Source organism: Sphingobium anseongense, from assembly GCF_037725245.1.
Taxonomy (GTDB): domain Bacteria; phylum Pseudomonadota; class Alphaproteobacteria; order Sphingomonadales; family Sphingomonadaceae; genus Sphingobium.
Genome location: NZ_JBBJUL010000019.1, coordinates 1 through 23858 on the forward strand (window position 1 = coordinate 1; position 23858 = coordinate 23858).

Annotated in this window: 23 protein-coding genes and 1 tRNA gene; 9 read left to right on the forward strand and 15 right to left on the reverse strand. The window is 63.0% G+C overall.

Features of this window, described 5'->3' with window-relative positions; translation table 11 throughout:
• Positions 1–1439, reverse strand: a 1439-nt coding sequence (locus tag WG908_RS16030; RefSeq protein ID WP_340187516.1) for an anti-phage dCTP deaminase, incomplete at its 3' end; no start/stop codon positions are given.
• A 290-nt stretch (positions 1440–1729) separates the two neighbouring features.
• On the opposite strand from WG908_RS16030, the gene WG908_RS16035 reads away from it, so the two are divergent.
• Both WG908_RS16035 and WG908_RS16040 read left to right on the forward strand, forming a co-directional pair.
• On the forward strand, positions 1730–1837 hold the full coding sequence (locus tag WG908_RS16035; RefSeq protein ID WP_340187517.1) for a DUF5818 domain-containing protein: 108 nt from the start codon (positions 1730–1732) through the stop codon (positions 1835–1837).
• Positions 1834–2028 carry a DUF6961 family protein gene (locus tag WG908_RS16040; RefSeq protein ID WP_340187518.1) on the forward strand — a complete coding sequence of 65 codons (195 nt, stop codon included), beginning with the start codon at positions 1834–1836 and terminating at the stop codon, positions 2026–2028. Before WG908_RS16035 ends, WG908_RS16040 begins: the two co-directional genes overlap by 4 nt.
• Before the next feature lie 10 nt (positions 2029–2038).
• On the opposite strand, the gene WG908_RS16045 is transcribed toward WG908_RS16040, so the two are convergent.
• Both WG908_RS16045 and WG908_RS16050 read right to left on the reverse strand, forming a co-directional pair.
• Positions 2039–2344 (reverse strand): excalibur calcium-binding domain-containing protein, encoded by a 306-nt coding sequence (locus tag WG908_RS16045; protein ID WP_340187519.1) that lies wholly within the window; start codon positions 2342–2344, stop codon positions 2039–2041.
• A gap of 237 nt (positions 2345–2581) precedes the next feature.
• Positions 2582–2655 (reverse strand) — tRNA-Cys (locus tag WG908_RS16050).
• 202 nt (positions 2656–2857) lie between these two features.
• Between WG908_RS16050 and WG908_RS16055 the strand changes: the two genes are divergently transcribed.
• From WG908_RS16055 to WG908_RS16075, 5 genes are all read left to right on the forward strand, one after another.
• Entirely contained in the window at positions 2858–3493 is a 636-nt protein-coding gene (locus WG908_RS16055) for a protein-L-isoaspartate O-methyltransferase family protein (RefSeq protein WP_340187520.1), read from the forward strand.
• A gap of 10 nt (positions 3494–3503) precedes the next feature.
• Positions 3504–4949, forward strand: coding sequence for a TolC family outer membrane protein (locus WG908_RS16060; RefSeq protein WP_445326738.1), 1446 nt, complete (start codon positions 3504–3506; stop codon positions 4947–4949).
• Positions 4950–4988: 39 nt separating this feature from the next.
• On the forward strand, positions 4989–5504 hold the full coding sequence (locus WG908_RS16065; protein ID WP_340187522.1) for a DUF2497 domain-containing protein: 516 nt from the start codon (positions 4989–4991) through the stop codon (positions 5502–5504).
• A gap of 66 nt (positions 5505–5570) precedes the next feature.
• Positions 5571–8510 carry a valine--tRNA ligase gene (locus WG908_RS16070; RefSeq protein ID WP_340187523.1) on the forward strand — a complete coding sequence of 980 codons (2940 nt, stop codon included), beginning with the start codon at positions 5571–5573 and terminating at the stop codon, positions 8508–8510.
• A gap of 27 nt (positions 8511–8537) precedes the next feature.
• The gene (locus tag WG908_RS16075; protein ID WP_340187524.1) at positions 8538–10007 is read left to right on the forward strand and encodes an MATE family efflux transporter; all 1470 of its coding nucleotides are present in this window, start codon (positions 8538–8540) and stop codon (positions 10005–10007) included.
• 44 nt (positions 10008–10051) lie between these two features.
• Here WG908_RS16075 and WG908_RS16080 read toward each other — a convergent pair whose 3' ends face one another.
• Complete coding sequence (locus tag WG908_RS16080; protein WP_445326739.1) at positions 10052–11710, reverse strand: ATP-binding protein; 1659 nt, start codon at positions 11708–11710, stop codon at positions 10052–10054.
• Positions 11711–11940: 230 nt separating this feature from the next.
• Here WG908_RS16080 and WG908_RS16085 point away from each other — a divergent pair, with 230 nt between their 5' ends.
• Positions 11941–13083 (forward strand): acyltransferase family protein, encoded by a 1143-nt coding sequence (locus WG908_RS16085; protein WP_340187525.1) that lies wholly within the window; start codon positions 11941–11943, stop codon positions 13081–13083.
• Here the strand turns inward: WG908_RS16085 and WG908_RS16090 are convergent.
• From WG908_RS16090 to WG908_RS16140, 11 genes are all read right to left on the reverse strand, one after another.
• The gene (locus WG908_RS16090; RefSeq protein ID WP_340187526.1) at positions 13017–14009 is read right to left on the reverse strand and encodes an LLM class flavin-dependent oxidoreductase; all 993 of its coding nucleotides are present in this window, start codon (positions 14007–14009) and stop codon (positions 13017–13019) included. The genes WG908_RS16085 and WG908_RS16090 overlap by 67 nt on opposite strands.
• Positions 14010–14075: 66 nt before the next feature.
• A complete protein-coding gene (locus WG908_RS16095) occupies positions 14076–14468 on the reverse strand; it encodes an Hpt domain-containing protein (protein ID WP_445326740.1) in 393 nt (130 codons plus the stop codon).
• Positions 14469–14607: 139 nt separating this feature from the next.
• The gene (locus tag WG908_RS16100; protein ID WP_340187528.1) at positions 14608–14820 is read right to left on the reverse strand and encodes a sulfurtransferase TusA family protein; all 213 of its coding nucleotides are present in this window, start codon (positions 14818–14820) and stop codon (positions 14608–14610) included.
• Positions 14810–16171 (reverse strand): ribosome biogenesis GTPase Der, encoded by a 1362-nt coding sequence (gene der, locus WG908_RS16105; RefSeq protein WP_340187529.1) that lies wholly within the window; start codon positions 16169–16171, stop codon positions 14810–14812. Before der ends, WG908_RS16100 begins: the two co-directional genes overlap by 11 nt.
• A gap of 33 nt (positions 16172–16204) precedes the next feature.
• Positions 16205–17521, reverse strand: coding sequence for a BamB-related PQQ repeat family beta-propellar protein (locus WG908_RS16110; RefSeq protein WP_340187538.1), 1317 nt, complete (start codon positions 17519–17521; stop codon positions 16205–16207).
• 54 nt (positions 17522–17575) lie between these two features.
• Positions 17576–18271, reverse strand: a complete 696-nt coding sequence (locus tag WG908_RS16115) for a tetratricopeptide repeat protein (RefSeq protein WP_340187530.1) — start codon at positions 18269–18271, stop codon at positions 17576–17578.
• A gap of 72 nt (positions 18272–18343) precedes the next feature.
• Positions 18344–19216: a 3-methyl-2-oxobutanoate hydroxymethyltransferase gene (panB, locus tag WG908_RS16120; RefSeq protein ID WP_340187531.1), complete on the reverse strand. Its 873-nt coding sequence runs from the start codon at positions 19214–19216 to the stop codon at positions 18344–18346.
• Between the two features lie 93 nt (positions 19217–19309).
• Positions 19310–21757, reverse strand: coding sequence for a TonB-dependent receptor (locus WG908_RS16125; RefSeq protein ID WP_340187532.1), 2448 nt, complete (start codon positions 21755–21757; stop codon positions 19310–19312).
• 127 nt (positions 21758–21884) lie between these two features.
• Complete coding sequence (locus WG908_RS16130; protein WP_340187533.1) at positions 21885–22070, reverse strand: YezD family protein; 186 nt, start codon at positions 22068–22070, stop codon at positions 21885–21887.
• A 98-nt stretch (positions 22071–22168) separates the two neighbouring features.
• Positions 22169–22837: an RBBP9/YdeN family alpha/beta hydrolase gene (locus WG908_RS16135; protein WP_340187534.1), complete on the reverse strand. Its 669-nt coding sequence runs from the start codon at positions 22835–22837 to the stop codon at positions 22169–22171.
• A 117-nt stretch (positions 22838–22954) separates the two neighbouring features.
• Positions 22955–23335, reverse strand: coding sequence for a PRC-barrel domain-containing protein (locus WG908_RS16140; protein WP_340187535.1), 381 nt, complete (start codon positions 23333–23335; stop codon positions 22955–22957).
• A gap of 95 nt (positions 23336–23430) precedes the next feature.
• Here WG908_RS16140 and WG908_RS16145 point away from each other — a divergent pair.
• Positions 23431–23858, forward strand: a 428-nt coding sequence (locus WG908_RS16145; protein WP_340187536.1) for an OsmC family protein, incomplete at its 3' end; no start/stop codon positions are given.

Sequence of the window (23858 nt, forward strand, 5' to 3'; positions counted from 1 at the left end):
AAGACGCCATCAATAGGGATAGCCGCGTTACGGTTCCAATGAACGATATTCCCCGCTCGATTTTTCCTAGGTCGGTATTCAAACACACGTTGATATAGTCGGGGGGCCACTCCGGTGAATGGCTTAAATTCGACGGTGGTTGGTAGTGTGCCTGGGCTATCATCGGTGCGGATTTCGCCGCCATATAGCGTTTGCGTCATGCTTTTCGGATAAGGCTCTATAAACACGACCTTTGAAATTCCTGCGGCGATGATGTGCCGTGCGCAAATGTGGCATGGAAAGGTGGTGCAATAGAGGGTCGCATCCTGTGTCGCGCGGCCGAACCTTGCAGCTTCAGCCAGCGCATTCATTTCGGCGTGAACGACCCTGCCAAACTCGATCAGATTGCGTACTCGGGCGTCGCCTAGGTGAGGCTTCCACTCTCCATGTACGAGTGCGGCCGCTAATTCATCATCTGTCCGGCTTGCGGTCTCTAAATCTAAAAGTTTAGCCTGTCGAAATGCCTTGACCACCTCTCTGATCGTATTCTGAATTTCTGATGCATTCGGATCATATTCGACCGTATGATCACGATTGTCCTTCGCGCCCTCTCTTCCTTCAAAGAAAATGCCGCCGCCAGGATACGGTACATCGTTGCATCCCGATGAGATAATCGCTCCAGATTTTTCCGCGATTACAGCACCAACCTGGCGCGAGAGGTCGCACGATCGCAGTGCGGACGCTTTAGCAACAAACATCAGATACTCAGCTAGCGTCGGAGTTGAAAAGGGTTCGCCAAAAGCTAACTCGATAAACCTTTTAATCTGAACCTCTGTGCTTTCTTCATGACTGACGAAAAGGTCTGCTAATGGGAAGGTCGCCTGTACATCTTGCGATAAATCTGTCGCATCCCGGCGCTCATCCTCTTCAATTACATGTTTCGCTGCTTTAAAATGCTCTTGTCGAGTGGTCGTATTTTGACTGGCTGAAATCCTCTTAGCGAGTTTAGAGATTCGGTCTGTTTTTGGGCAATATACTGAAATAAGGAGAAAATTGCGCCCATACACGCGTCGCAATGTGCGCACCTCATCCGGGTTCTTCAACGAATCTATGATAAATCCAGTAGCCCCCAGCGTTTCAGGGGTTTCATTTTTTGTTCCTTTGCGTATGCGCCGAATTTCGGCAGCAGCAAGGCAGATCACACCGTCGCCTTGGCCGCGTTCGCGACGTATTTGGTCTCCAGCATTCATCAGCGCTTCGATACGTTTGTCTTCGCTCGTGCCGCTTGTTTCAACCCGACAAAATTCACCTATAATGCGGCTTAATTTTATTTCCTCATATGCGTAATCTAGCGCAGCGAGTTGCGCTCGCAGTTGAAGTTTCACGCTTTCCAAATCCGATCCGGCTGCGCCGACCAAGCCGATATAGATGTCCGGTCTTGGCGTTTGTTCCTTTTTCACCGTAATCCCCTTTGCTTAACAGTAGCTAAGAGCAGCGCCGCGCATTTCGCAACATAATTCACAGTTGGAAGGATGCTCTAGTGGACATTGGGTTCGCTCCTACCGAGCCTGGTCACCAGTTGTGGGGCGCATTTAGAACACCTATTGTCCCTAACGTCCCTATTGTCCCCAGCCAACTTTCCCATATCCTGCTCGCCATGCCACGCGGAACGCGCCACGATCTGACCGGAATACTGCTGGGCGATGGTCCTTACCCCACGCTGCGGGAGGCAGGCGGCGGCGAATAGCGATTGGACATCACGGCTCGGTATCGACACCTGCTCGGTTGCCGCGTTCGCGTCCAAGGTGTCCGCGATGGCTTCGACTTCCTGGCTGTCGAGAAGATCGAGCCGGCATGAACCTCAGCGACGATCAGATAATGTGGGGGGCGGTCAACATGTTGATGAAGCGGCACGGCGACGCTGCGCCCGTGAAGGTCGCGGAGCGGATCGGCGAACTGGTGGTCGAGGGGGACATGCTGGGTGTTGAGCTATGGAAGGGAATTGCCCGGCGCATGGACGCGATGATCAACAGCAGCGAGGCTCATTGATCAAGGATCGCTATTCGCAGCCGATCCAGTCACCATCACGATCAAGGTGCCGGCCATAGCCGGGATCGCCTTCACGTACTGGCGCGGCACCCACCGCCCTGGCTGCGCTGCAATTCGCAAATGCGCCCCGCGACCCGCCTGGCGAGGGTGGTGATCTGGGCTGCTGCTGCTGCGCGCGGTGGCAGTGGTAACCGCCGTTCTTTCGGTCGTTATGACAGCCTTCGGCATTGAGGCCTCCGCCATGGGCTAACAGGACGGGCGAGGCGGCCAATCCGCTTAGTATGACGATCGATGCAATGAACCGCTTCGTACCCATCGGGGAATACTATGCTTCGACCGGATGAGAGTCGAATCATCAGCCGACTGGCGGCAAGATGATGGATCAGGCTCCGTTGCCGGAGCGGGTAGAATAGGACACCCCTCCGCTGATGCTCAACCGCTGCCGTTCGCCGAGGCCCGCTCAAATCCGCAAGCGAATGTGGGTGCGAATGAGGGAACGCTTTTGGAAGAGTAGCAATTTCTCTAACAATTTAAAACTGTTAGGGAAATTATGTGGAGGCCCGAGCCGGAATCGAACCGGCGTGCAAGGATTTGCAGTCCTCTGCGTAACCACTCCGCCATCGGGCCAACCGTTGTCGTGGGAGGCCGCAAATGTGCGGCTTTACCTGTAAAGTCAAGCATCCCTGGCCGCGTCCTGCAAGAATCCCTCGCCGCTTCGCGCAAATCCGCTTGGCGTTGCCGGACCGGTGATTTAGAGCTTCTCGAACGCTTTACTGTATTGCTTTGTCAATACAGTCGTGCCAAGCCAATGTCCTCAGCGAGGAATGTCGTGACTGAGCAAAATTTTTCTTCGATGCGCGCCGCCATGGTCGAAAGCCAGCTTCGCACCAGCGATGTCGATGACCAGCGGGTCATCGCGGCGATGGCGCAGGTGCCGCGCGAACGGTTCGTGCCGGCCGAGCGTCGCGCCATGGCTTATGTCGATCGTTCGGTGCCGTTGGGAGATGGCCGCGCGCTCAATCCGCCCCTCGCCACCGGCCGGCTGCTCAGCGAGCTGCGTATCCAGCCGGGCGAGAAGGTGCTGCTGATCGGCGCCGCCACCGGCTATGCCGCCGCGCTGCTGTCGGCGATGGGTGCGGTGGTTACCGCTGTCGAGGAGGAAGCCGGGCCGTGCGCTGGGGATCAGCCGGGCGTGACGCAGGTGCGCGGACTGCTTGCCGCCGGAGCCGCCGCCGGCGCGCCCTATGATATATTGTTGGTCGATGGCGCGATAGCGGACCTTCCCGCTGCGCTCGTTGACCAGCTTGGAGAAGGCGGACGGATCGCCACCGGTATCGTCGAGCGCGGAGTCACCCGGCTGTGCACTGGCCGAAAGGCAGGCGGTACGTTCGGGCTGGCCAGCCTTGCCGACATCGAGATGGTGGTGCTTCCGGGCTTCTCCAAGCCGGAGCGGTTTGTTTTTTGAGACGGGGTTCATGACAGCAAAGCGACCATCTTCTCCGCATCGCGCGGCAACAGCCTTGCTGTCATTGATCATCCTCCTGCCAATGTCCGCACATGCCGACACGCTGCAGGAAGCGCTGCTCAAGGCCTACCGGACCAATCCCACGCTCACCGGTACGCGCGCCGGACTGCGCGCCACCGATGAAAACGTCCCGATCCGCAAGGCCGAAGGCCGGCCCAGCGTTGGGGCCAGCGGCCAGTTCCAGGAACTGATCGTCCGGCCGTCGAACAGCTTCCTCGCGCCGCATCGCTCCGCCAATGCCAGCGCAAGCATCGACGTGCCGATCTATTCGGGCGGTGCCGTCCGTAACGGGGTGAAGGCCGCCAAGATCCGGGTGGAGGCTGGCCGCGCCAATCTGCGTGGCACCGAAGCCAGCATTTTTTCGCAAGTGGTCGCAGCCTATATGGATGTTATCCGCGACAGCGCGATCGTCGCGCTCAACGCCGCCAATGTGCGGGTGCTTGACGTCAACCTTCAGGCGACCAACGACCGGTTCGAGGTCGGCGACCTGACCCGCACCGACATCGCCCAGTCGGAATCGCGGCTGGAACTTGCCCGGTCGGATTTGCAGACGGCCCAGGCCAATCTGATCGCGAGCCGCGAAAATTATATCGCGCTGGTGGGCAATGCGCCCGACGACCTGGCGCCGCCGCCGCCGCTGCCGGGCCTGCCGGCGTCGCCCGAAGCGGCGGTTCAGGTGGCGCTGGCCGACAATCCTGACATATTGGCGGCCAGGAAATCGCGGGAAGCGGCGCGCTACGACGTCCGCGTCGCCAAGGCGGGCGTGTTGCCGACGCTGAGCGGCTTTACCCAAAGCAGCTATACCAATTATTTCGACAGCGACATCACGCCCAACAAGCAGGTTGCCGTCGGTGCGACGGTAACCGTGCCTTTATACCAGGGCGGTCGCCCCGCCGCGCAGGTGCGCCAGAGCCAGGCGCTCGAATCCCAGGCGATGGAGCAGGAGATCGAGACAGAGCGCGGCGTCATCGCCCAGGCCCGCGCCGCCTATGCCAGCTGGCAGGCATCGCTCCAGACCATCGCTTCGAGCCAGAAGGCGGTCGACGCGACCGCGCTGTCGCTCGAAGGCGTGCGCGCCGAAAATTCTGTCGGCAGCCGGACGATCCTGGACATTCTGAACGCCGAACAGGAATCGCTGATCGCGCGCGTCGAATTGGTGTCGGCGCGGCGGAACGCCTATGTCGCGGGCTTCTCGCTGCTCGCCGCCATGGGGCATGCGGAGGCTGACGATCTGGGGCTCGAAAGCGGCGTGCTATATGATCCCATCGCCAATTATGATCGGGTGAAGGGCAAGTGGTTCGACTGGGACTTCGATGCCGCGCCAGTGCCGGTCGCGACGCGCACCGTTGACTCGCCAGCGCAAAACGCCAATGTTGATGAACAGGCTGCCCGTTAACCATGGTGGCGGAACGGTCAGCGGGGGCGGCGCACTGCAATGGGTGACATGAGCAAGGAACCCTCGATGGAAGAGATTTTGTCGTCCATCAAGCGCATCATCGCCGAGGAAGGCGAGGAAGCGATCCAGCCCGCGCCACGCCGTACCCGTGCCGAAGCCACCGCGCCGACGGAAATCCCCGTGCCCTCACCAGTCGAAACCCCGGTCATCGACCCGGAGATCGAGGAAGTGCTGGAACTGACCCAGGAAATTGTGGAAGACGAACCCGTGGCTGCCGCTCCTAAATCCCCCCGCACCCCGCGCGAGCCGGCCGCACCGTCGGCTCCGCAAGCGTCGTCGATCCTGTCGGTCGAAAGCGAAATCGCCGCGCGCCAATCGCTGTCGACCCTGTCTTCGATGCTCGTCGCTCCCAGGGATGGCGAGGACAATACGCTCGACGGCCTTGTCCGGTCGCTGCTGCGGCCGATGCTCAAGGAATGGCTCGACGCGCGCCTGCCGGCCATGGTCGAGGAAATGGTCGCCAAGGAAATTGCGCGCATCACTGCCGGGCGGTGACCACTGTGTAGAAGCGCCGCGTAAAAGCGCTGGAATGGCAGGCGGGGCGGCACTATGGGCTTCCCCATGACCGACCTGCCCAAGACATTCGACCCCGCCGAAATCGAAGCCCGCTGGTACGCCCATTGGGAAGGTAACGGCCTGTTCCGCCCCGAACGGCCCGACGCGCAGCCCTATACCATCGTCAATCCGCCGCCCAATGTGACGGGCAGCCTGCATATCGGCCATGCGCTCGATAATACGTTGCAGGACATCATGATCCGCTATGAACGGCTGCGCGGCAAGGACGCCTTGTGGGTGGTCGGCACCGACCATGCGGGCATTGCGACCCAGATGGTGGTCGAGCGGCAGATGAACGCGAAAGGCGAAAAGCGCACCGATTATACGCGCGACGAGTTTGTCGCCAAGGTGTGGGAGTGGAAGCACGAAAGCGGCGGCACCATCACCGGCCAGCTGCGGCGGCTGGGCTGTTCGATGGACTGGAGCCGCGAACAATTCACCATGGACCCGCATTTCAGCAAGGCCGTGGTCAAGGTATTCGTCGAACTGCACCAGCGCGGCCTGCTCTATCGCGACAAGCGCCTCGTCAACTGGGACCCGCATTTCCGCTCCGCCATTTCCGATCTGGAGGTGGAGACGAAGGAGACGCAGGGCGGCTTCTGGCGCTTCACATATCCGCTGGCCGGTGGCGTTCGCCTGGCCGACGGCACCGATCATATCGTGGTCGCGACGACGCGGCCCGAAACGATGCTGGCGGACATGGCGGTCGCGGTCCATCCCGATGATCCGCGCTATCGGAGCGTGATCGGCAAGGAGATATTGCAGCCGATCACCGGGCGGCGCTTGCGGATCGTCGGCGACGATTATGCCGACCCGGAACTGGGGTCGGGCGCGGTCAAGATCACGCCGGGGCATGACTTCAACGATTTCGAGGTTGGCAAGCGCGCGGGCATCGCGGCGGGCGCGATGCTCAACATGTTCGATGCGGATGCGAAAGTGGTGCAGACGGCGGACGGTCTGGTGCCGGCTCGCTTCATCGGGATGGACCGTTTCGATGCGCGCGGGGCCGTGGTCGCCGAGATGAAGGCACAGGGGTTCCTGGTGCCGCATGTCACCAAGAACAAGGAAGGCGAGGCAGTCGTTGCCGACTTCGAGCCGCGGGTCATCCAGACGCCGTTCGGGGACCGCTCCGGCGTGGTGATCGAACCCTGGCTGACCGACCAATGGTATGTCGACGCCGCCAAGCTGGCCGTCCCGCCGATGCAGGCCGTGCGCGACGGGCGGATCGAGATCGTCCCCAAGACGTGGGAAAAGACCTTCTTCAACTGGATGGAGAATATCCAGCCATGGTGTGTGAGCCGCCAATTGTGGTGGGGGCATCGGATTCCGGCTTGGTTTGGACCTTCAGTTACTGATGAAGGCAAGCTCAGCTATGATATGTCGGGTGAGGGACCATCTTTCGTCGCAGAAACGCAAGAGGCAGCAGAGCAACTGGCTTTAGACCATTATGGTCGCGCAATTGTCACTGTGGCTGATCCCGGAGAAGCCATGATAGCCGCGCTTGCCGGGCATCAGTCAGAGGCTGGAGAGCCGGCGTATATCTGGCGTGACCCCGACGTCCTCGACACCTGGTTCTCCTCGGCGCTGTGGCCGTTCGGGACGCTGGGCTGGCCAACTCCTCCCCGGGACGGGGAGGTGGCGGCGCGGAGCGCTGACGGAGGGGGGGGGCGTCTCGACGCCAACTCTCGTTCAGACGCCGCCCCCCCCCACCACCAGCAAGCTGGCGGTCCCCCTCCCCGTGCCGGGGAGGATTTGGTGTCGCGCCACTATCCCAACGATCTGCTGATTTCCGGGTTCGACATCCTGTTCTTCTGGGATGCGCGGATGGCGATGATGGGACAGGAGTTCATGGGCGACGTGCCGTGGCGCAAACTCTATCTCCACGGCCTCGTCCGAGCGGCGGACGGGCAGAAAATGTCCAAGTCCAAGGGCAATGTCGTCGATCCGCTGGGCCTGATCGACAGGTTCGGGGCGGATGCGTTGCGCTTCTTCATGGCGGCGATGGAAAGCCAGGGCCGCGACGTGAAGATGGATGAGAAGCGGGTCGAGGGCTATCGCAACTTCGCGACCAAGCTGTGGAACGCCGCGCGTTTCCTTCAGGCGAACGGGGTCACGGCATCGACCAGCATCGACGCGCCCGCCGCCACGCTGCCGGTCAATCAATGGATCGTGGGGCAGGTCGCCGCGACGGTGCAGGCGCTCGATACCGCCATCGCGGAGCTGCGTTTCGATGCGGCCGCCAACGCCATCTATCATTTCGTCTGGGACCAGTTTTGCGACTGGTATATCGAATTGACCAAGGGCGCGATGGACGAAGAAACGCGTGCGGTCGCCGGCTGGGCATTCGACCAGATTCTGGTGATGCTCCACCCCTTCATGCCCTTCATCACCGAAGAATTGTGGCACCTGACTGGCGACCGCGCCAACGCATTGATTGTCGCGCAATGGCCGCAGGTCTCGGCCAGCGGCGATGGCGCGGCCGCCGCCGAAATCGACTGGCTGATCCGCCTCGTGTCCGCTGTCCGCACCGCGCGGACCGAACTCAATGTCCCGCCCGGCGCGAAGATGAAGGCGTTCGTGCGCGATGCTGGCGCAGTGACGCAGGCTCGTATCGCGCGCCAGAGCGCGGCGCTTGGCCGGCTGGGGCGGATCGAAGCGCTGTCATTCGATGCCGCGCCCGAAGGCGGTGCGGCGCAACTGGTGGTGGATGAGGCCACCTTCGTCCTGCCGCTCGAAGGCCTGATCGACATCGCCGCGGAAAAGGCGCGACTTGCCAAGGCGCTGGCCGCAGCGGAAAAGGAGCGTGACTCGCTCGGCAACCGCTTGTCCAATCCCGCCTTCGTCGAGAAAGCCAAGCCCGAAGCGATCGCCAAGGCGCGCGAGGACCATGGCGAAAAGACCGCCGAGGCGCAAAGGATCAAGGCCGCTCTGGATCGTCTGGCCTGATCGGCTTTCAGGGCAAGGGGGGCGGTCATGGGTGGGACGGGCGATGATCGACAGCGGGAGAGCGCAAGAGGCGACCTGACGCAGGGACCGATCGGGCGCACGCTGCTGGTCTTCGCCATCCCCACGCTGGCGTCGAATATCATCCAGTCGCTCAACGGGTCGATCAACGCCATCTGGGTCGGGCGTTTTCTGGGCGAACGCGCACTGGCGGCGACCGCCAACGCCAACATCATCATGTTCCTGATGTTCTCGGTCGTGTTCGGTTTCGGCATGGCGGCGACGGTGGTGGTGGCGCAGGCGATGGGCGCCCGCAATCTGGACGCCGCACGGCGCAGCTTCGGGTCCGCGGTCGGCTTTTGCTTTTTGTTGAGCCTGGCGGTGGCTCTGGCCGGATGGCTGTGCGCGCCCGCGCTGCTCCGCCTGCTGGCGACCCCGGCCGAAGCGTTCGAACCCGCGCTCATCTATTTGCGGGTCATCTTCATCGCGATGCCCGCGACGCTGATCGGCGTCATGGTGATGATGGGACTGCGCGCCGCCGGCGATGCGCGCACGCCGCTGATCTTCATGTTCGTCAGCGTCGGCGTCGACATCATCCTCAATCCGGTGCTGATCCTGGGCCTGGGTCCGATCCCGGCGATGGGCATCGGCGGATCGGCGGCGGCGACGGCGGCGGCCGGGGTGATCAGCCTGACCGGGCTGCTCGTCTATATCTATCGCAAGGACCTGCCATTGCGGTTGCGGGGCGCGGAACTGGGCTATCTGAAACCCGCCGCCGACCAGATGCGGATCCTGATCGTCAAGGGCCTGCCCATGGGGTTTCAGATGATCATCATGTCCATGTCCGGGCTGGTGATGATCGGCCTGGTCAATCGCGAAGGGCTGATGATCACCGCAGCCTATGGCGCGGCACAGCAACTGTGGACCTATCTCCAGATGCCCGCCATGGCGATCGGCAGCGCGGTGAGCGCGATGGCGGCGCAGAATATAGGGGCGGGGCGGTGGGACCGGGTCAGCAGGATCGCGGGCAGCGGCCATGTGCTGTTGTTGGCCGTCACGGGCGTGATGGTGGCGCTGATGCTGTTGTTCGACCGGCCGTTGCTGGCGCTGTTCCTGGGCGATGGCAGTCCGGCGATCGAGCAGGCCCGGCACATGCAGCACATCGTCACCTGGAGCTTCCTGATGTTCGGCTGCGCGATGATCTTCTTCGCGGTGATGCGGGCGAACGGCGTGGTCTATGGCCCGCTGCTGATTCTGGTCATATCGCTGTTCGGGGTACGCCTGGGCTTCTACGAGGCGACCTACGCCATGATCGGGGCCGACGGGCTGTGGCTGAGCTTTCCTGCCGGGTCGGCGACCACTCTGCTGCTCGCGATGGCGCTCTATCTGCATGGCGGCTGGCGCAGGGCGAAACTGCTGGTCCCGCCCAATGCGGAACAATGCCGGGAAGCGACCAATGCCGAGTCCGATCCGGCCGGCCGCATCCGGCCCATCGGTTGATATCGGTTCGCTTGCCAGGCGCGGTCGTGCCGCGCCGACGACCCTTACCGCCCCTGATTGCGCCAGCGCGTGATGGTGCGGTCGAGTATGTCGCTCTCGCCGCCTGACTGACGCCACATTTGGCTAAAGCTCGGATCGCTCGATGCCGGGCGCCGGCTTTCTTCCAGCGTGTCAAGCGCGACGCGGATCGGCACCGCGACGCCCTCGCCGCAGATGATGCATTCGCGGTTGCGCAGCGCGGGGATCGAATCCAGAAATCCGCGCGCGCCTTCGGGCATCGCCGCCTTGACGAACGCCTGATCGCGGTCGTTGTTGAGGCGCATGGCGATGATCGTGCCGCATTGCGACAGCACGCCTTCGGCCAGATCGGACGGGCGCTGGGTAATCAAACCCAATGATACGCCATATTTGCGGCCTTCCTTGGCGATCCGCTCCAATATCTTGCGCACCGCCTGGCCTGACCCGACGGTGCTGCTGGGGATATAGCGATGCGCTTCTTCGCAGACGAGCAGGATCGGGCGTTGCGGTTCGTTGCGCGACCAGATGGCATAATCGAACACCAGCCGCGACAGCACCGACACCACGGTCGATGTGATTTCCGACGGCATCGCCGACACGTCGATGATCGAGATCGGCTTGCCGTCCGACGGGAGGCGAAAAATCTTGCTCAGAAACTCCTGCATCGAATCCGCGACCAGCATGCCGGAAAACATGAAGCTGTAGCGCGGGTCGGTCTTGATCTCGTCGATCTTGGACTTGAGCCGCATATAGGGCAGCGATCCCGTGCCCTTGTCGAGCTTGCCCATTTCGTTTTGCAGGATGTTGGTCAGGTCCGACAACAGGTAGGGGATGGGGGAATCGACCGTCAGCCTGCCGACCTGTTCGGCGAGCCGGTTCTTCGATCGTGCCGCCAGCAGGCATTTGGCCAATATGTCGCAATCCTGCGTCCGCTCCGATCCTTCGGAGGTTACGAACACCTCGCAATGTTCCTCGAAATTCATCAGCCAGTAGGGCAGGGCCAGATTGTTGATGTCGAACATCGCGCCGTTGCGGGCAAAGGCGGCGCCATATTCACCATGGGGATCGATCATCACGATATGACCCTGCGGCGACAGGTCGCAAATGCGGTGCAGGATCAATGCGGCGCTGGTCGATTTTCCGGTGCCGGTCGATCCCAGCAGCGCGAAATGCTTGCCCAGCATCGAATCGACATACAGTGCCGCGCGCGTGTCGCTGGTGGGATAGACCATGCCGATCTGCACATGCGGCCGATCATCGGCGGCATATATCTGCTGCATGTCCACGCTGGACACCGGATAGAGTTCGGTTCCCGGCGTCGGATAGCGAGTGACGCCACGGCGAAAACGATAGATGCGGCCGGTCAGCTTTTCCTCGTCGCCTTCGCCCAGGAAATCGACATCGGCGATGACGCTGGTGGGATGGTCGCGGTCGAGCGCCATGCTGCGGATGCTGGCGATCAGCCAGCTGTTGCCGACGCGCATCTTGACCTGGCTGCCGACCTGCCCCGCCATCGCGATGCAATCGTCCGCGCTGGTCGCCAGTTCCTGCTGGCGCACCGCGTCGATAATGACCTTGGACGATGAACCGGCGATCTGGAAAACCATTCCCATGGGCAAGCCGAGCCGCGCATGGGGGTTGGGCGCTACAGTGTTGAATTGTGCGGCGCCCGGCATCTGGGTCATCGGCCCTTGCAAATCCTTGTCCGCGCATCGAAAACCGGTGTGCGTCTCCCTGTCTTAAAGGGGGAAGGTAAAGATAGGCTTTCGATTTGCCTTTTTGCCGGGCCGATGGTTAAGAGCCGGTTGCGTCATGCGCCAAAGTGGACCCGATTATGATGCACGCCCAGGTGGCGGAACAGCTTTGGCATTCGCGCATTGGCCATTGGTCCTCGAAACGACAGCGGATTGCCTGATTGATCGTCCCGACGCCAACCGATACTGTCCGCCGGTCCGGCGCCATCGCCATTGCCCGCGTTCTTTGCATATTGGGTGTCGTCTACGTCCATGCGTGGACGGGCCTCAATGGCGAGGCGCTTGAACGACTGCGCGGTACGCCTCAGGAAACGCTGCGCTGGGTGCTGATGGAGGCCATGGGCCGAAGCGCTGTCCCGCTGCTGGGCATGTTGTCGGGCTGGCTGGTCGCCGGATCGACGCGGACACGCAACTGGAGCGATCATGTCCGTCGCAAGGCGCGCACCGTTCTGGCGCCGATGCTGATCTGGAACGCCATCGCCATCCTGCTGGTCTCGGGAGTCGCCTGGGCCGGACTGCTCGCCGCGCCCATCCCGCAAAGCTGGGGCTGGCTGGCGCAGGAGATGCTCATCCTGTCGCGCAATCCCGACATCAACGTCCAGATGCCGTTCCTGCGCGACCTGTTCCTGTGCATGGTGGCAGCGCCGCTGTTCGTGCGCCTGCCTTCCTGGACGCTGCTGACGGTCGGCGCAGTCGCGGGCGCGGCGCATATCTTCGGCCTGGGCCCGCCGCTGTTGATGCGGGCGTCCATTCTCTGCTTCTTTCTGATCGGCATGGTGGCGCGGCGCACCGATCTGGCCGATCGCATCGTCGCGGTGCCGCTGCTGCTGGCATCGCTTCCCTATGCGGTGCTGATGCCGACCCGACTGGCCATCGCCTTGCATCCGGGCATTGCGCCGCAACTGGGGGCAACGGTCGATCTGTGCGCGCGCTTTGCCGCGGCGCTGTTCATGTGGCGGCTGGCCTGGGCGCTGGTGCCTACCAGGTTCGGCTCGCTGCTGCGGTGGTTCGAACCTTACGCCTTCTTCCTGTTTTGTGCGCACCTGATCCTGATCTGGCTGGGCGGGCCGCTGATCGGCGCGCTGACCGGGCCGCTCGGCTCGCCGCTCTATCCGCTCTACCTGATCGCCCAGCCCCTGCTGATGCTGGCTGCTGTCGTGGCGATCGTGCAGGGGCTTCGTCGCGTCGCGCCCGCCCTAACCGACTGGCTCAGCGGCGGGCGACTGGGAGCGGCGGATCAGGCCGAAACGCGGGCCGCTTCCAATGCGATGGCGAAGCTGCGCTTGCGCGCCTCGAAATCGTGAATTTGGGCAGCGATCACGATTTCATCCGCGCCGGTGCGATCGACAAAGGCGGCAAGGTCACGCTCGACATCCTCGCGCGTGCCAATGCTGCTGGCGTTCAGCACATTGTCGAGCATCGCCTTCAACTGCGGCGGCAATGAATCGACATAGCCGGGGATGGGCCGGGGAAGGGGACCGCCGGCGCCGCCGGTACGCATCTTGACGAAGGTTTGCTGCATCGAACTGGCGATCAGCACCGCTTCCTCGCGCGTGTCCGCCGCGACCACATTGTAACCGGCCATCACATATGGCTTGTCCAATTGTGCCGAAGGACGGAAATCCCGGCGATATATGGCCAGGGCCTGATCCAGCGCATCGGGCGCGAAATGCGACGCGAAGGCATAGGGCAGGCCCAGCGCCGCAGCGAGCTGCGCGCCGTAAAGGCTAGACCCCAATATCCACAACGCCACGTCCGCACCCGCGCCGGGGGTCGCGGTGAAGCCCAATCGCGGATCGCCGGCGAAATAGGCCTGCAATTCCATGACGTCCTGGGGAAACTGGTCCGGCCCCCCGGTCAGCGTCCGGCGCAGCGCCTGCGCCACCCGCTGGTCGGATCCGGGCGCTCTGCCCAGGCCCAGGTCGATGCGTCCGGGAAACAGCGCGTCGAGTGTTCCGAACTGTTCGGCGATGGCGAGCGGTGCATGGTTGGGCAACATGATGCCCCCCGCGCCCAGCCGAATGGAAGAGGTTGCATGGCCCACATGCGCCAGCACTATCGACACCGCAGCCGATGCGATACCGGGCATGCCGTGATGTTCGGCCGTCCAGTAGCGATGATAGCCCAGCGATTCTGCATAAGCGCCAAGGTCGGCGGTGCGGGCGAGGGCTGCGGATACGTCGCTGCCCTCAAGGACGGGCGCAAAGTCGAGTATGGAGTAGCGAGTCATGACCCTGATATGGGATGATAATCGGTTTTAATCCACTACCAAAATAATATCATTGTTTCCTTGGGGTCAGATCGCGCGGCCGAAACCTTGCGGGCGAGCGTCGACACGGCGGCCAAAAGATACGGGTCGCCGGGTGACCAGCGGATTGGCTTCGCGATCGAGCAGCGCCATCGTTTCGGTGAAGCAGGGGCGCAGGGCCACCACCACTTCGATCAGTTCTTCGGGACTTTCGTGAAATTCGACACAGCGGCGCGCGACCTTTTCGATATCCTCGGCCATCACGCTGAGGCGGTGGGCGCCGAACTGTGCCGATTCGCCTTTCAAGGTGTGCGCGGGGATGACCAGCGCCGCCGCCGACCGGGCGCGAAACGCCTGTTCGATGGCGGTGATCGCCTTGTCGCCATCTTCCCGGAAATAGCCGAGAATTCGCAAGAATTCGGAGCCCAGTTCGCCGCGCATGCGCGAGAATTCGGCACCGTTTACCAGATCGGTATCCCTGTATGACACCTCAAACTCCCTGCCACATCGATCAGGCAATAGGGCAGGGCGAGTAAACAGGGCGTTAAGCCGCGCGCGCGACATATCCGCAATGGCGCAATCAATCGCTCCTGCCGAGCAGATAGGTCGCTTCGCCGCGCACGGCGAAGGTCCAGCCATGCTGGTCGGCAAGAGCGCGCAACTCCCGTTCCGCGACCGGATCGTCGGCCACGATAGCGACGGCGGCGTGGCTGCGCATCGCGCGGGCGACCCGCAGCGCGGGCCAGGGACATTTCATGCCTCTGGCGTCGATCCGATGGGGTTCATGTGTCAAAGGGGTTCTTGGCGCTGCGCAAGGTCAGCCGTACCGGCACCGCGCCAAAGCCCAGTTCCTTGCGGATGCCGTTGACCAGGTAGCGGCGATAGCTTTCGGGCAGGTCATCCAGTCGCGTGCCGAACAGGATGAAGCCGGGGGGGCGGGTCTTGGCTTGGGTGATGTAGCGCAGCTTGATCCGCTTGCCACCGGGCGCCGGCGGCGGATTGGCTTCCAGCGCGCTTTCGAACCAGCGGTTGAGAACGCCGGTCGACACCCGCATGGACCAGGCCGAGCGCGTTTCGAAGGCGACCCGGATCAGGTCGTTCAGCCCCTTTCCGGTCGCCCCGGACACGGTCATGATCGGCACGCCGCGAATTTGTGCCAGACCGTCGAACAGCGCCTGCTTGATGCCCTGATACAGGGCCGAGCCATGTTCGACCGTATCCCATTTGTTCAGCCCGACGACGAGCGCGCGGCCTTCCTGAAGCACCTTGTCGGCGATGCGCAGGTCCTGCGCCTCCAACCCGCGCGTCGAATCGAGCAGCAGCACCACCACTTCGGCGAAATTGACGGCGTTCAGGCCGTCGCTGACCGCCAGTTTTTCCAGCTTGTCCTGCACCTTGGCATGTTTGCGCATGCCGGCCGTGTCTATCAGCCGGACGGGCCGTTCCAGCCCATCGTCGCTGGTCCACATCCAGTCGACCGCGATGCTGTCGCGGGTGATGCCGGCTTCGGGGCCGGTCAGCAGCCGGTTTTCGCCCAGCAGGCGGTTGATGAGCGTGGATTTGCCCGCATTGGGCCTGCCGACGATGGCGAGCTTGAGCGGCGCGCTCTCGTCATCCTCGTAAAATTCCTTCTCGTGGGTGAATTCCTCGCGCTCGACATGCGGCAACAGCGCCTGGAACAGGTCGGCCATGCCCTGGCCATGTTCGGCCGAAAAGGGGATGGGTTCGCCCAGCCCCAGGCTGAAGGATTCCATGACGCCATCGTCGCCGGCCTTGCCTTCGGCCTTGTTGGCCACCAGCACGACGGGCGTATCGTTCTGGCGCAGCCAGCGCGCGATTTCCTCGTCCAGCGGCGTGATGCCGGCGCGCGCGTCGATCATGAACAGCGCGGCATCGCAATTTTCGACCGCCGCCTGCGTCTGCATGCGCATCCGGCCCGGCAAGGACTGGGGGTCTTCATCCTCATATCCCGCCGTATCGACGATGGTGAAATCGAGGCCGAGCAGATGCGCTTCGCCTTCGCGCCGGTCGCGCGTGACGCCGGGCTGGTCGTCGACCAGCGCCAGCTTCTTGCCGACCAGACGGTTGAATAACGTGGACTTGCCCACATTGGGCCGCCCGACAATGGCTATTATGGGCAGCATGAGGTTAAGCCCGTTTCCTTCCCGCGCGATACCTTAGCGCAGCGCCGTCAGCTTGCCGTCGTCGGCGAGCAGATAGAGCATGTTGTTGGCGACCACCGGAGACAGCGACATGGACTTGTCCATGTCGACGTCCGCCTGAACGGCCCCGCTCGTGGGATCGACATAGACCATCTGGCCGCGCGTCGATACGACGATCAGCCGCCCGCCGGCCAGAACCGGGCCGGTCCAACGGATAGCGTTGTTCTTCTTTTTCTCGTTCTGCCAACGGCGCAGCTGGCTGATCCAGCGGATGCGGCCCGTGGCGCGCGCGACGCACAGCAATCGGGCGTCGCTGGTGACCACGAATACCCATTCGCCGACCACCCAGGGGGTGGAGATGCCGGCAATGTTGATTTCCCACAAACGCTGTCCGCTGGTCAGCTCGTAGGACGCCATGCGTCCGCCCTGGCCGATCGCGAATACGCGCCCGCGATCTATCACCGGGTCCGCGTCGATGTCCGTCAGGGATGCGACGGCGGTGGAAATGCTGGTGCGCGACAGGGCGTCGCCCCACAGTGTACGACCGTTTTCGTAACGATAGGCGGTCAGTTCGCCCGAACTGTAGCCCGCGATCACCGTGCCCTGCGCGGCGGCGGGGGCAGCGACGCCGAACACGCCGGTCACCTGCAATGTACCGCTGTCGGACCATTGGACTTCGCCATCCGCCTGGTTGAGCGCGAAGATCTGATTGTCCTGGCTCATCACATAGACATGGCCGTTGGCGAGCGTCGGGGCGCCGCGCAAGGGGCCGCCGGGCCGCTTTTTCCACAGGATCGCCCCGTCTGATACATTGAGCGCCGCGACATCGCCGACGCCGGTGCTGGCGAAGACGCGGTCGCCGACGACGCTGACGCCGCCGCCGAACAATGATCGGCCGTTGCCGTCGGAGGGCAGGGACGTCTGCCAAAGACGGCTGCCGCTCGCCGCGTCGAAGGCGATGACCTTCGCGCCCGCGTCGATCACGAACAATTTGCCGCCGACGACGACCGGGGCGGCGGCCAGGCGCGCCTGCGGCTTGCTGCCCTCGATCGAAGCGCTCCAGGCGGTGGCGGGCGATGCGCTCAAGGCGAGATGGCCCATCGCCTTGGACGGATCGCCGCCGGGCTGCGACCATTGATCATTGGCATATTGTTCGGGCAGGGTGACGGCGACGTCGGCGATCGCCGGATCGACCTCGACGCCCTGCTCCGACGACAGGATGGAAACGCGATTGCCCACCACCGGGGTCTTGGGGCCGCCCTTCTTGCCGCCGATGATACCGCAACCGGCGAGCAGCCCCACCATGGCCACTGCGGTCACCGCGCGTCGCATCGATCCTGTTATCGTCATCCTGCCCCCAGTGGTTCCGCTTATCGTCATGCCCGCTTATCCCTGTCCTGGTTCAACGGGCGTTTCGACCGCGTCGATCCCCAATAGTCCTGCCATCTGTCGGGCGCGTGAACGGATTGTCGCGGGCACCCCCTTGTCCTTGGCCATGGCGGCAAAGACCGGCCCGGCAAGGTCGGGCCTGCGCATTTTCATATAGGCTATCGCCACCATCTCGCCGGCGCTGCCGAACCAGGGGCTGCCCTCGACCGCCAGCGGCTTGAGCCGATCGACGATCTCCCGCGGCTTGAGACTGTCGAATTCGAGCGCGGTCTGGCGCACCAGCGCCAGTTCCCGATAGGGTGCGTCCAGCGCCTCGTCGCTCGCCATTGCGCGGTACAGCGGGATGGCGGCCTTGCCATCGCCGCTGCGCGCGGCGATGCCCGCCTTCACCAATTGGGCGGAGGCGGCGAAACCGGGCTGATCGGCTTTGGTCAGCGCATCGAGCGCCCTGGCGTCGGGACTGCCGCCGGCGGCGCTGTCCAGAATCTTCGCCATCTGCTCCGACACCGCTTGCGACCGGGTGCGGGTGTGATGCTGCCAGTAAAGCCAGCCGCCGAACGCGATCAGCGCCACGACGATCAGCCCCACGATCCAGCGGCCATAGCGTTGCCAGAAGGTCAACAGCTGGTCCTGCCGAACCGCTTCGTCGACTTCGCGCATGAAAGCTTCGCTATTTTGCGGCGTCAGGGCCACGATATTCTCCGAAAATGGAACCGGCAAACGCCGGAAGGCGCGATCTTTAGCTGCGCGAAGCCTCCGCGCAAATCACTTTTTGGGACGATAGACCTGATCGTCGGTGGGAAAGGCGCGTGAACGCACATCGGCGGCATAGGCGGCGGCCGCGCCGTCGATGGTCTGCGCGATCGCCTCATAGCGTTTGACGAAGCGCGGCACCCGCTCGAACATGCCCAGCATGTCTTCGGTCACCAGCACCTGCCCGTCGCAGCGCGCCGATGCGCCGATGCCGATCACCGGCACGTCGACGCTGGCGGTCAGTGCGTCCGCCAGCCCTTCCATCACGCCCTCCAGCACCATCGCGAACGCGCCTGCATCAGCGACCGCGCGCGCGTCGCTCATGATCTTGGCGTGTTCGGCCTGGCTCTTGCCGCGCGCGCCATAGCCGCCCAGCGCGTTGACCGCCTGAGGCGTCAGGCCGATATGCGCCATCACCGGTATGCCGCGCTGGCTGAGGAAGGCGATGGTGGGGGCCATCGCTTCGCCGCCTTCCAGCTTGACCGCGGCGCAGCCGGTTTGCGCCATGATGCGGCTGGCGCTGGCGAACGCGGCTTGCGGCGATGCTTCATAGCTGCCGAACGGCATGTCGACGATGACCAGGCTGTGATAGCTGCCGCGCACCACCGCCGCGCCATGCGCGCACATCATGTCGAGCGTGACGGCCAGCGTCGACGGCAGGCCATAGATCACCTGCCCCAGCGAATCGCCGACGAGCAGCATGTCGCAATGCGGATCGAGCAATTGCGCCTGCCGCGCGGTATAGGCCGTCAGCATGACCAGCGGCTCTGCCGTCATGCCCGATGCCTTGCGCGCCTGGATCATCGGCACTGTCACGCGCTTCATCGGCGCGGGGGTGGGGTTGGCGCGGCTGGTCGCGGTGTCGATGGTGAAGGTCGTGGACATGGGCGACGCTCTACCCCAGCCCGTCTGGCCGCGCAAATGCCACGGCGGCGGAAGCGGCCCTGGCGCAGGCCGCTTCCGCCGGACGGGTTGCTGTCAGAACGAGATTTTGATCGTTCCGCCCCAGGTCTGCGGATCGCCCGGCTGGCCGGCGATCAGGCCGGTATTGCCCGGCGCGACCTGCAACAGTTCCAGATAGTTCACGTCGAAGACATTGCGGACCCATCCGAACACATCGAAGCCTTCGCCCCGGAACCCGGCGCGGACGTTGGTCAGCGCATAGCCCTTCACATTGGTATATATCGAAGGCGATGCATTCGAATTCCAGCGCGAGCGGTAATTGCCGTCGACGCCCAGGTAAACCTGGCCTTCCTTGTCCAGCAATGTGACCGGCAAATTGCCTTCCGCGCCATAGGAGAAGGCCCATTTCGACACGCCGGGCAGGCTTTGGCCGGAAATGTCGCAGGCTCGGGGGCTGAGCGTGTTGGGAATGCCGGCATTGGAATAATCGGGCGTTGCGCCAGCCGGTTGCAACGTGCCGCCGGACAGTTCGGGGGGGCAGGGCGCGTTGGTGAATTTCTTGTATTTGGCGTCGGTATAGGCGGCGTTGGCATAGCCGCTCAAGCGCTCGCTCGGCGCGATCTTGAGGTCCGCCTCGATACCCTGCGTGCGCACCTTGTCCGCATTGGCGAGGTAGCCGCGCACCGTGCCGAACTGGCCGCCATTTACCGTCGCCTGGAAATTCTTGATGTCGGTGCGGAAAGCGGTGAGGTTGAAGGTCGCCCTGCGGTTCCAGAACTGGGTCTTAAGCCCGATCTCGAAATGATTGACCGATTCGGGCTTCACCGTGCCGGCATCGTAATTCACGCTGTTGTCGGCGTTGAGCGGCAGGCCGTTCTGGTTGATGCCCAGCGTCTTGAAGCTTTTGGCATAGGTCGCATAGGCGAGGACGTCGCGCGCCAGCTTGTAATTGACGTTGAAATCATAGGTGAAGTTCCAGGCGCTGTCGGATGGCGCGCTGATCTGCGGCTGGTATATGCCGCACTGCGCGGCCAGGATCGATCCGGCTGCCGGCGTCGGGGTGCAGTTGATGGCCTGGCCCGCGCCATTTGTCACGACGCGCTGATAATAGCCCGATTTCTTGTCATAATTGACACGCGCGCCCGGCTGGATGGTCAGGGCGTCGGTGACTTTCCAGCTCAGCTGGCCGAACAGCGCGGCGCTGGTGCTTTTGAGCCATTGGGTGTTGCTGGCGGTCAGCCCTTCAAGGACGGCGGGATCGCCCGCCAGGGCGCCGGTCAGGCTCCAGCGGCTGGCGTCGGCGCCCTGCTGCTCGGTGCCTTGCGTGTCGATCCGTTGCTTGAACCCGAACAGGCCAACCACGAAATCGATCGTCTCGCCTTCCTGGCTGTAGCGAAATTCCTGGCTATACTGGTCTTGCTGGGATGGGTTTTGTGACCTGGAAACGATCGAAAGGCCCGTGAAGTCGCGGTCGTTTTCCGGCTTCCAGTCCCAAAAGCGCCATGCGGTGACGGATGTGAACTTGCCCGCGCCCAGGTCCCAGTTCACCTTGAGCGACGCGCCGCCGATCTTGTTGCCGGCATTGAGGCTGGCGTCGATGTCGGTCAGCCGGTCATAGGGATTGCGGCTGGGCACGGCGTAGTTGCGGCCGGGATTGGCCGCGTTGATCGCCGCGACCAGCGCGTCATACTGGCGGGCGGGCGCGCGCTGCGTCGCGCCGGTGCGCACGAACAGCGTGCCATATCCCTCCGGGTCCTGCTTGCTGTAGTCGCCCGACAGCGTGATGCTCAAATCCTCGCTGGGCTTGAACAGGATCGTGCCGCGCAGGCCCAGATTGTCCTGTTCGTTGATCCAGCGGTCGGTTGTCGTGTTGAAGATCGTGCCCCGGCGGCTGGTCGACGCGACGGCGATGCGCGCGGCGATCGTGTCAGACAGCGGACCCGAAATCGCCGCCTTCGCCTGCTTGAGGTTGAGGTTGCCGACGGTCAGTTCGGCGCGGCCTTCGAAATCGAATGTCGGCTGGTTGGTCGTGATGTTGATCGCTCCGGCGGTGGTGTTCTTGCCGTACAGCGTGCCTTGCGGCCCGCGCAGCACCTCGACCTGTTCGACATCGAGGAAGTCGAAGGTCGCGGCGGCCACGCGCGAATTGTAAACGTCGTCGACATAGATGCCCACGCCCTGTTCGAACCCGTCGCTGGTCAGGCCGAACGGCACCCCCAGCCCCCGGATGTTGACCGATGTGTTGCGCGGGTTGGACGTATAGACCTGCAAGGTCGGCGCCAGCTGCTGGAGCTTGACGACGTTGAAATTGCCCGTCGCTTCGATGCTGTCGCCGCGGATGACGGAAATTGCCAGCGGCACTTCCTGCGCGGTTTCCTGGCGACGGCGCGCGGTGACGATGATGACGTCGCCGCGCTGTTCGACGGCGGTGTCCGCCGGTGCGGCATCGTCCTGCGCGAATGCGGCGGGTGCGGCAAGGCTCGCGCTCGCTACGCTGGCGAGCAACAGATAAGGCGCGATCATGAATTTTTACCCCTATTTGTCCGGATGTCCGGCGTTCGTATCGGGGCACCTCCGGTGGTCCGGTCGATGCCAAAAGTCGGATTGTCTCAAAAGGTGCGGGCCATCCCGCCAAAGGTGGATATCTGGCTCAGCCGCCCAGCCGGGTCTTTTCCGTCACGTCGATCTGGACCACCCGCGCGTCGTGGACGGTCAGCGTGATCGACCCGAAGCGCAACTGCTCCAGTACGCCGCGCACCTTGTCGATGCTGGTGACGATGTCCTTCCGCTCTGGCGCGTCATGACGGATGAATTCGATCGGACGATGGTTGCTCATATCTACCTCTTGTGCCGCCTTTTATCTCAACTGTGAAGATAGACAAAAAAGCAAAAATGGGGCGTGCGCAAGTTTCTCTTGGCACGCCCGGCGAAAGATCAGGGGATAGGACGCATCGCCGAAAGGCGGGCATCACCCAGCGGCAGCGCCAGCGCCGGCCGCATCTGCCGCATCGCCTGCGCCTGATCCTGCGCATGAGCGATCAGCCGTTCGAGCAACCCCTGACCCAGATCCCAGTCGCCCAGTCCCGAATCGGCGTTGATATGGCCGCAATGCCCCGCATCCACGAACTGGCTGCCCCAATTCTTGCCGATCGAGTGAGCGCGTTCGTAAAAAATATAGGGGTCGTTGCGACTGGCTACCAGGATGGAGGGGAAGGGCAGGGGACTGCGTGGCACAGGCCCGAACCCACCGATGGTTTCAGGTGTTTCCATGCGGTCGCAATCGGGCGGAGCAACCAGCAATGCGCCGGTCACCGGCCAGCCATAGGCCTGGCTTTGCAGCGCCCCCCACCAGGCCACGGCGATGCAGCCCAGGCTGTGCGCGGCGAGGATGACGGGTCCATCGACCTCGCGGATCGCCGCGTCGAGCCGAGTGACCCAGGCATTGCGGCTTGGGCTTGCCCAACTGCCAAGGTCCACACGCTGGCAATCGCCGCGCCGCTCCTCCCATATCGTCTGCCAATGGTCCGCACCGCTGTTGTTCAGCCCCGGTATGGTCAGGACCACCGGCTGGGGGGCGTCACTTGAATGTCCGAATCGGTTCATGATGCTGATCCTCGTCCATGTCTGCATCGGACAATAAATCTATTACATCGGTAGACAATAGCTCAAGCGATGAAATGTGGCGAAATCTGGGCAGGGCGATCCGCGATTGTCCGGCTGTCACCAGGGGTAGATCAGCCCGTAATATTGATAGACGTTGCGGCCGTAGCGCTCGTCGAAATCGGGCCGCTGGTCGGCTGCGTGGCGCGGCGCGTTTTCCAGCACCGCCTTGTCGAGTTCGACCACATAACCGCCCTTTTCGACGTCATAGTCGAGCATCGACCAGGGCAGCGGATAATGTTCCTGCCCCATGCCCAGAAAGCCGCCGAATGACAGCGCGGCATAGCGTGCCTGGCCGCTGCGCTTGTCCACCATGAAATGCGAAATGCGGCCGAGCTTTTCGCCCTGTCGATTATAGACGGCGGTGCCCTCGACGCGATCGGATGCGATCAGATCGCTCGAACTTGAAGCTGCGCTGTGGGTTGCTGCGATGTCGGTCATGGTCGATGCTCCCATGCTGATAGGATATAGATATGCAACCATGTGCGATGCGCGTGGTTCCCGTTCCTTCAAAGATTGGCGAAAGGATGTCGGACATGAAAATCAACCGGACAGGATCTGCGATCTGGAGCGGCGGCCTGAAGGATGGCCAGGGCGCGATTTCGACCCAGAGCGGCGCGCTCGACGGTCACCCATATGGCTTCGCCATGCGGTTCGAAGGTGTTCCCGGCACCAATCCCGAAGAACTGATCGGCGCTGCCCATGCGGGTTGCTTCACCATGGCGCTGTCCAAGATATTGGGCGAGGCGGGCCTTGTTGCCGACCATATGGAAGCGAGCGCGGTGGTCACGCTGGAGGAAAAGGATGGCGGCTTTGCCATCACCGCCAGCAAGCTGACGCTCAAGGCCAAAATCCCCGGTGCCGACGATGCGCGCTTTCAGGAACTGGCCAGCGCGGCCAAGGCGGGATGTCCCGTGTCGAAGCTGCTGAACGCCGATATCAGCCTCGACGCCGAACTGCTCTC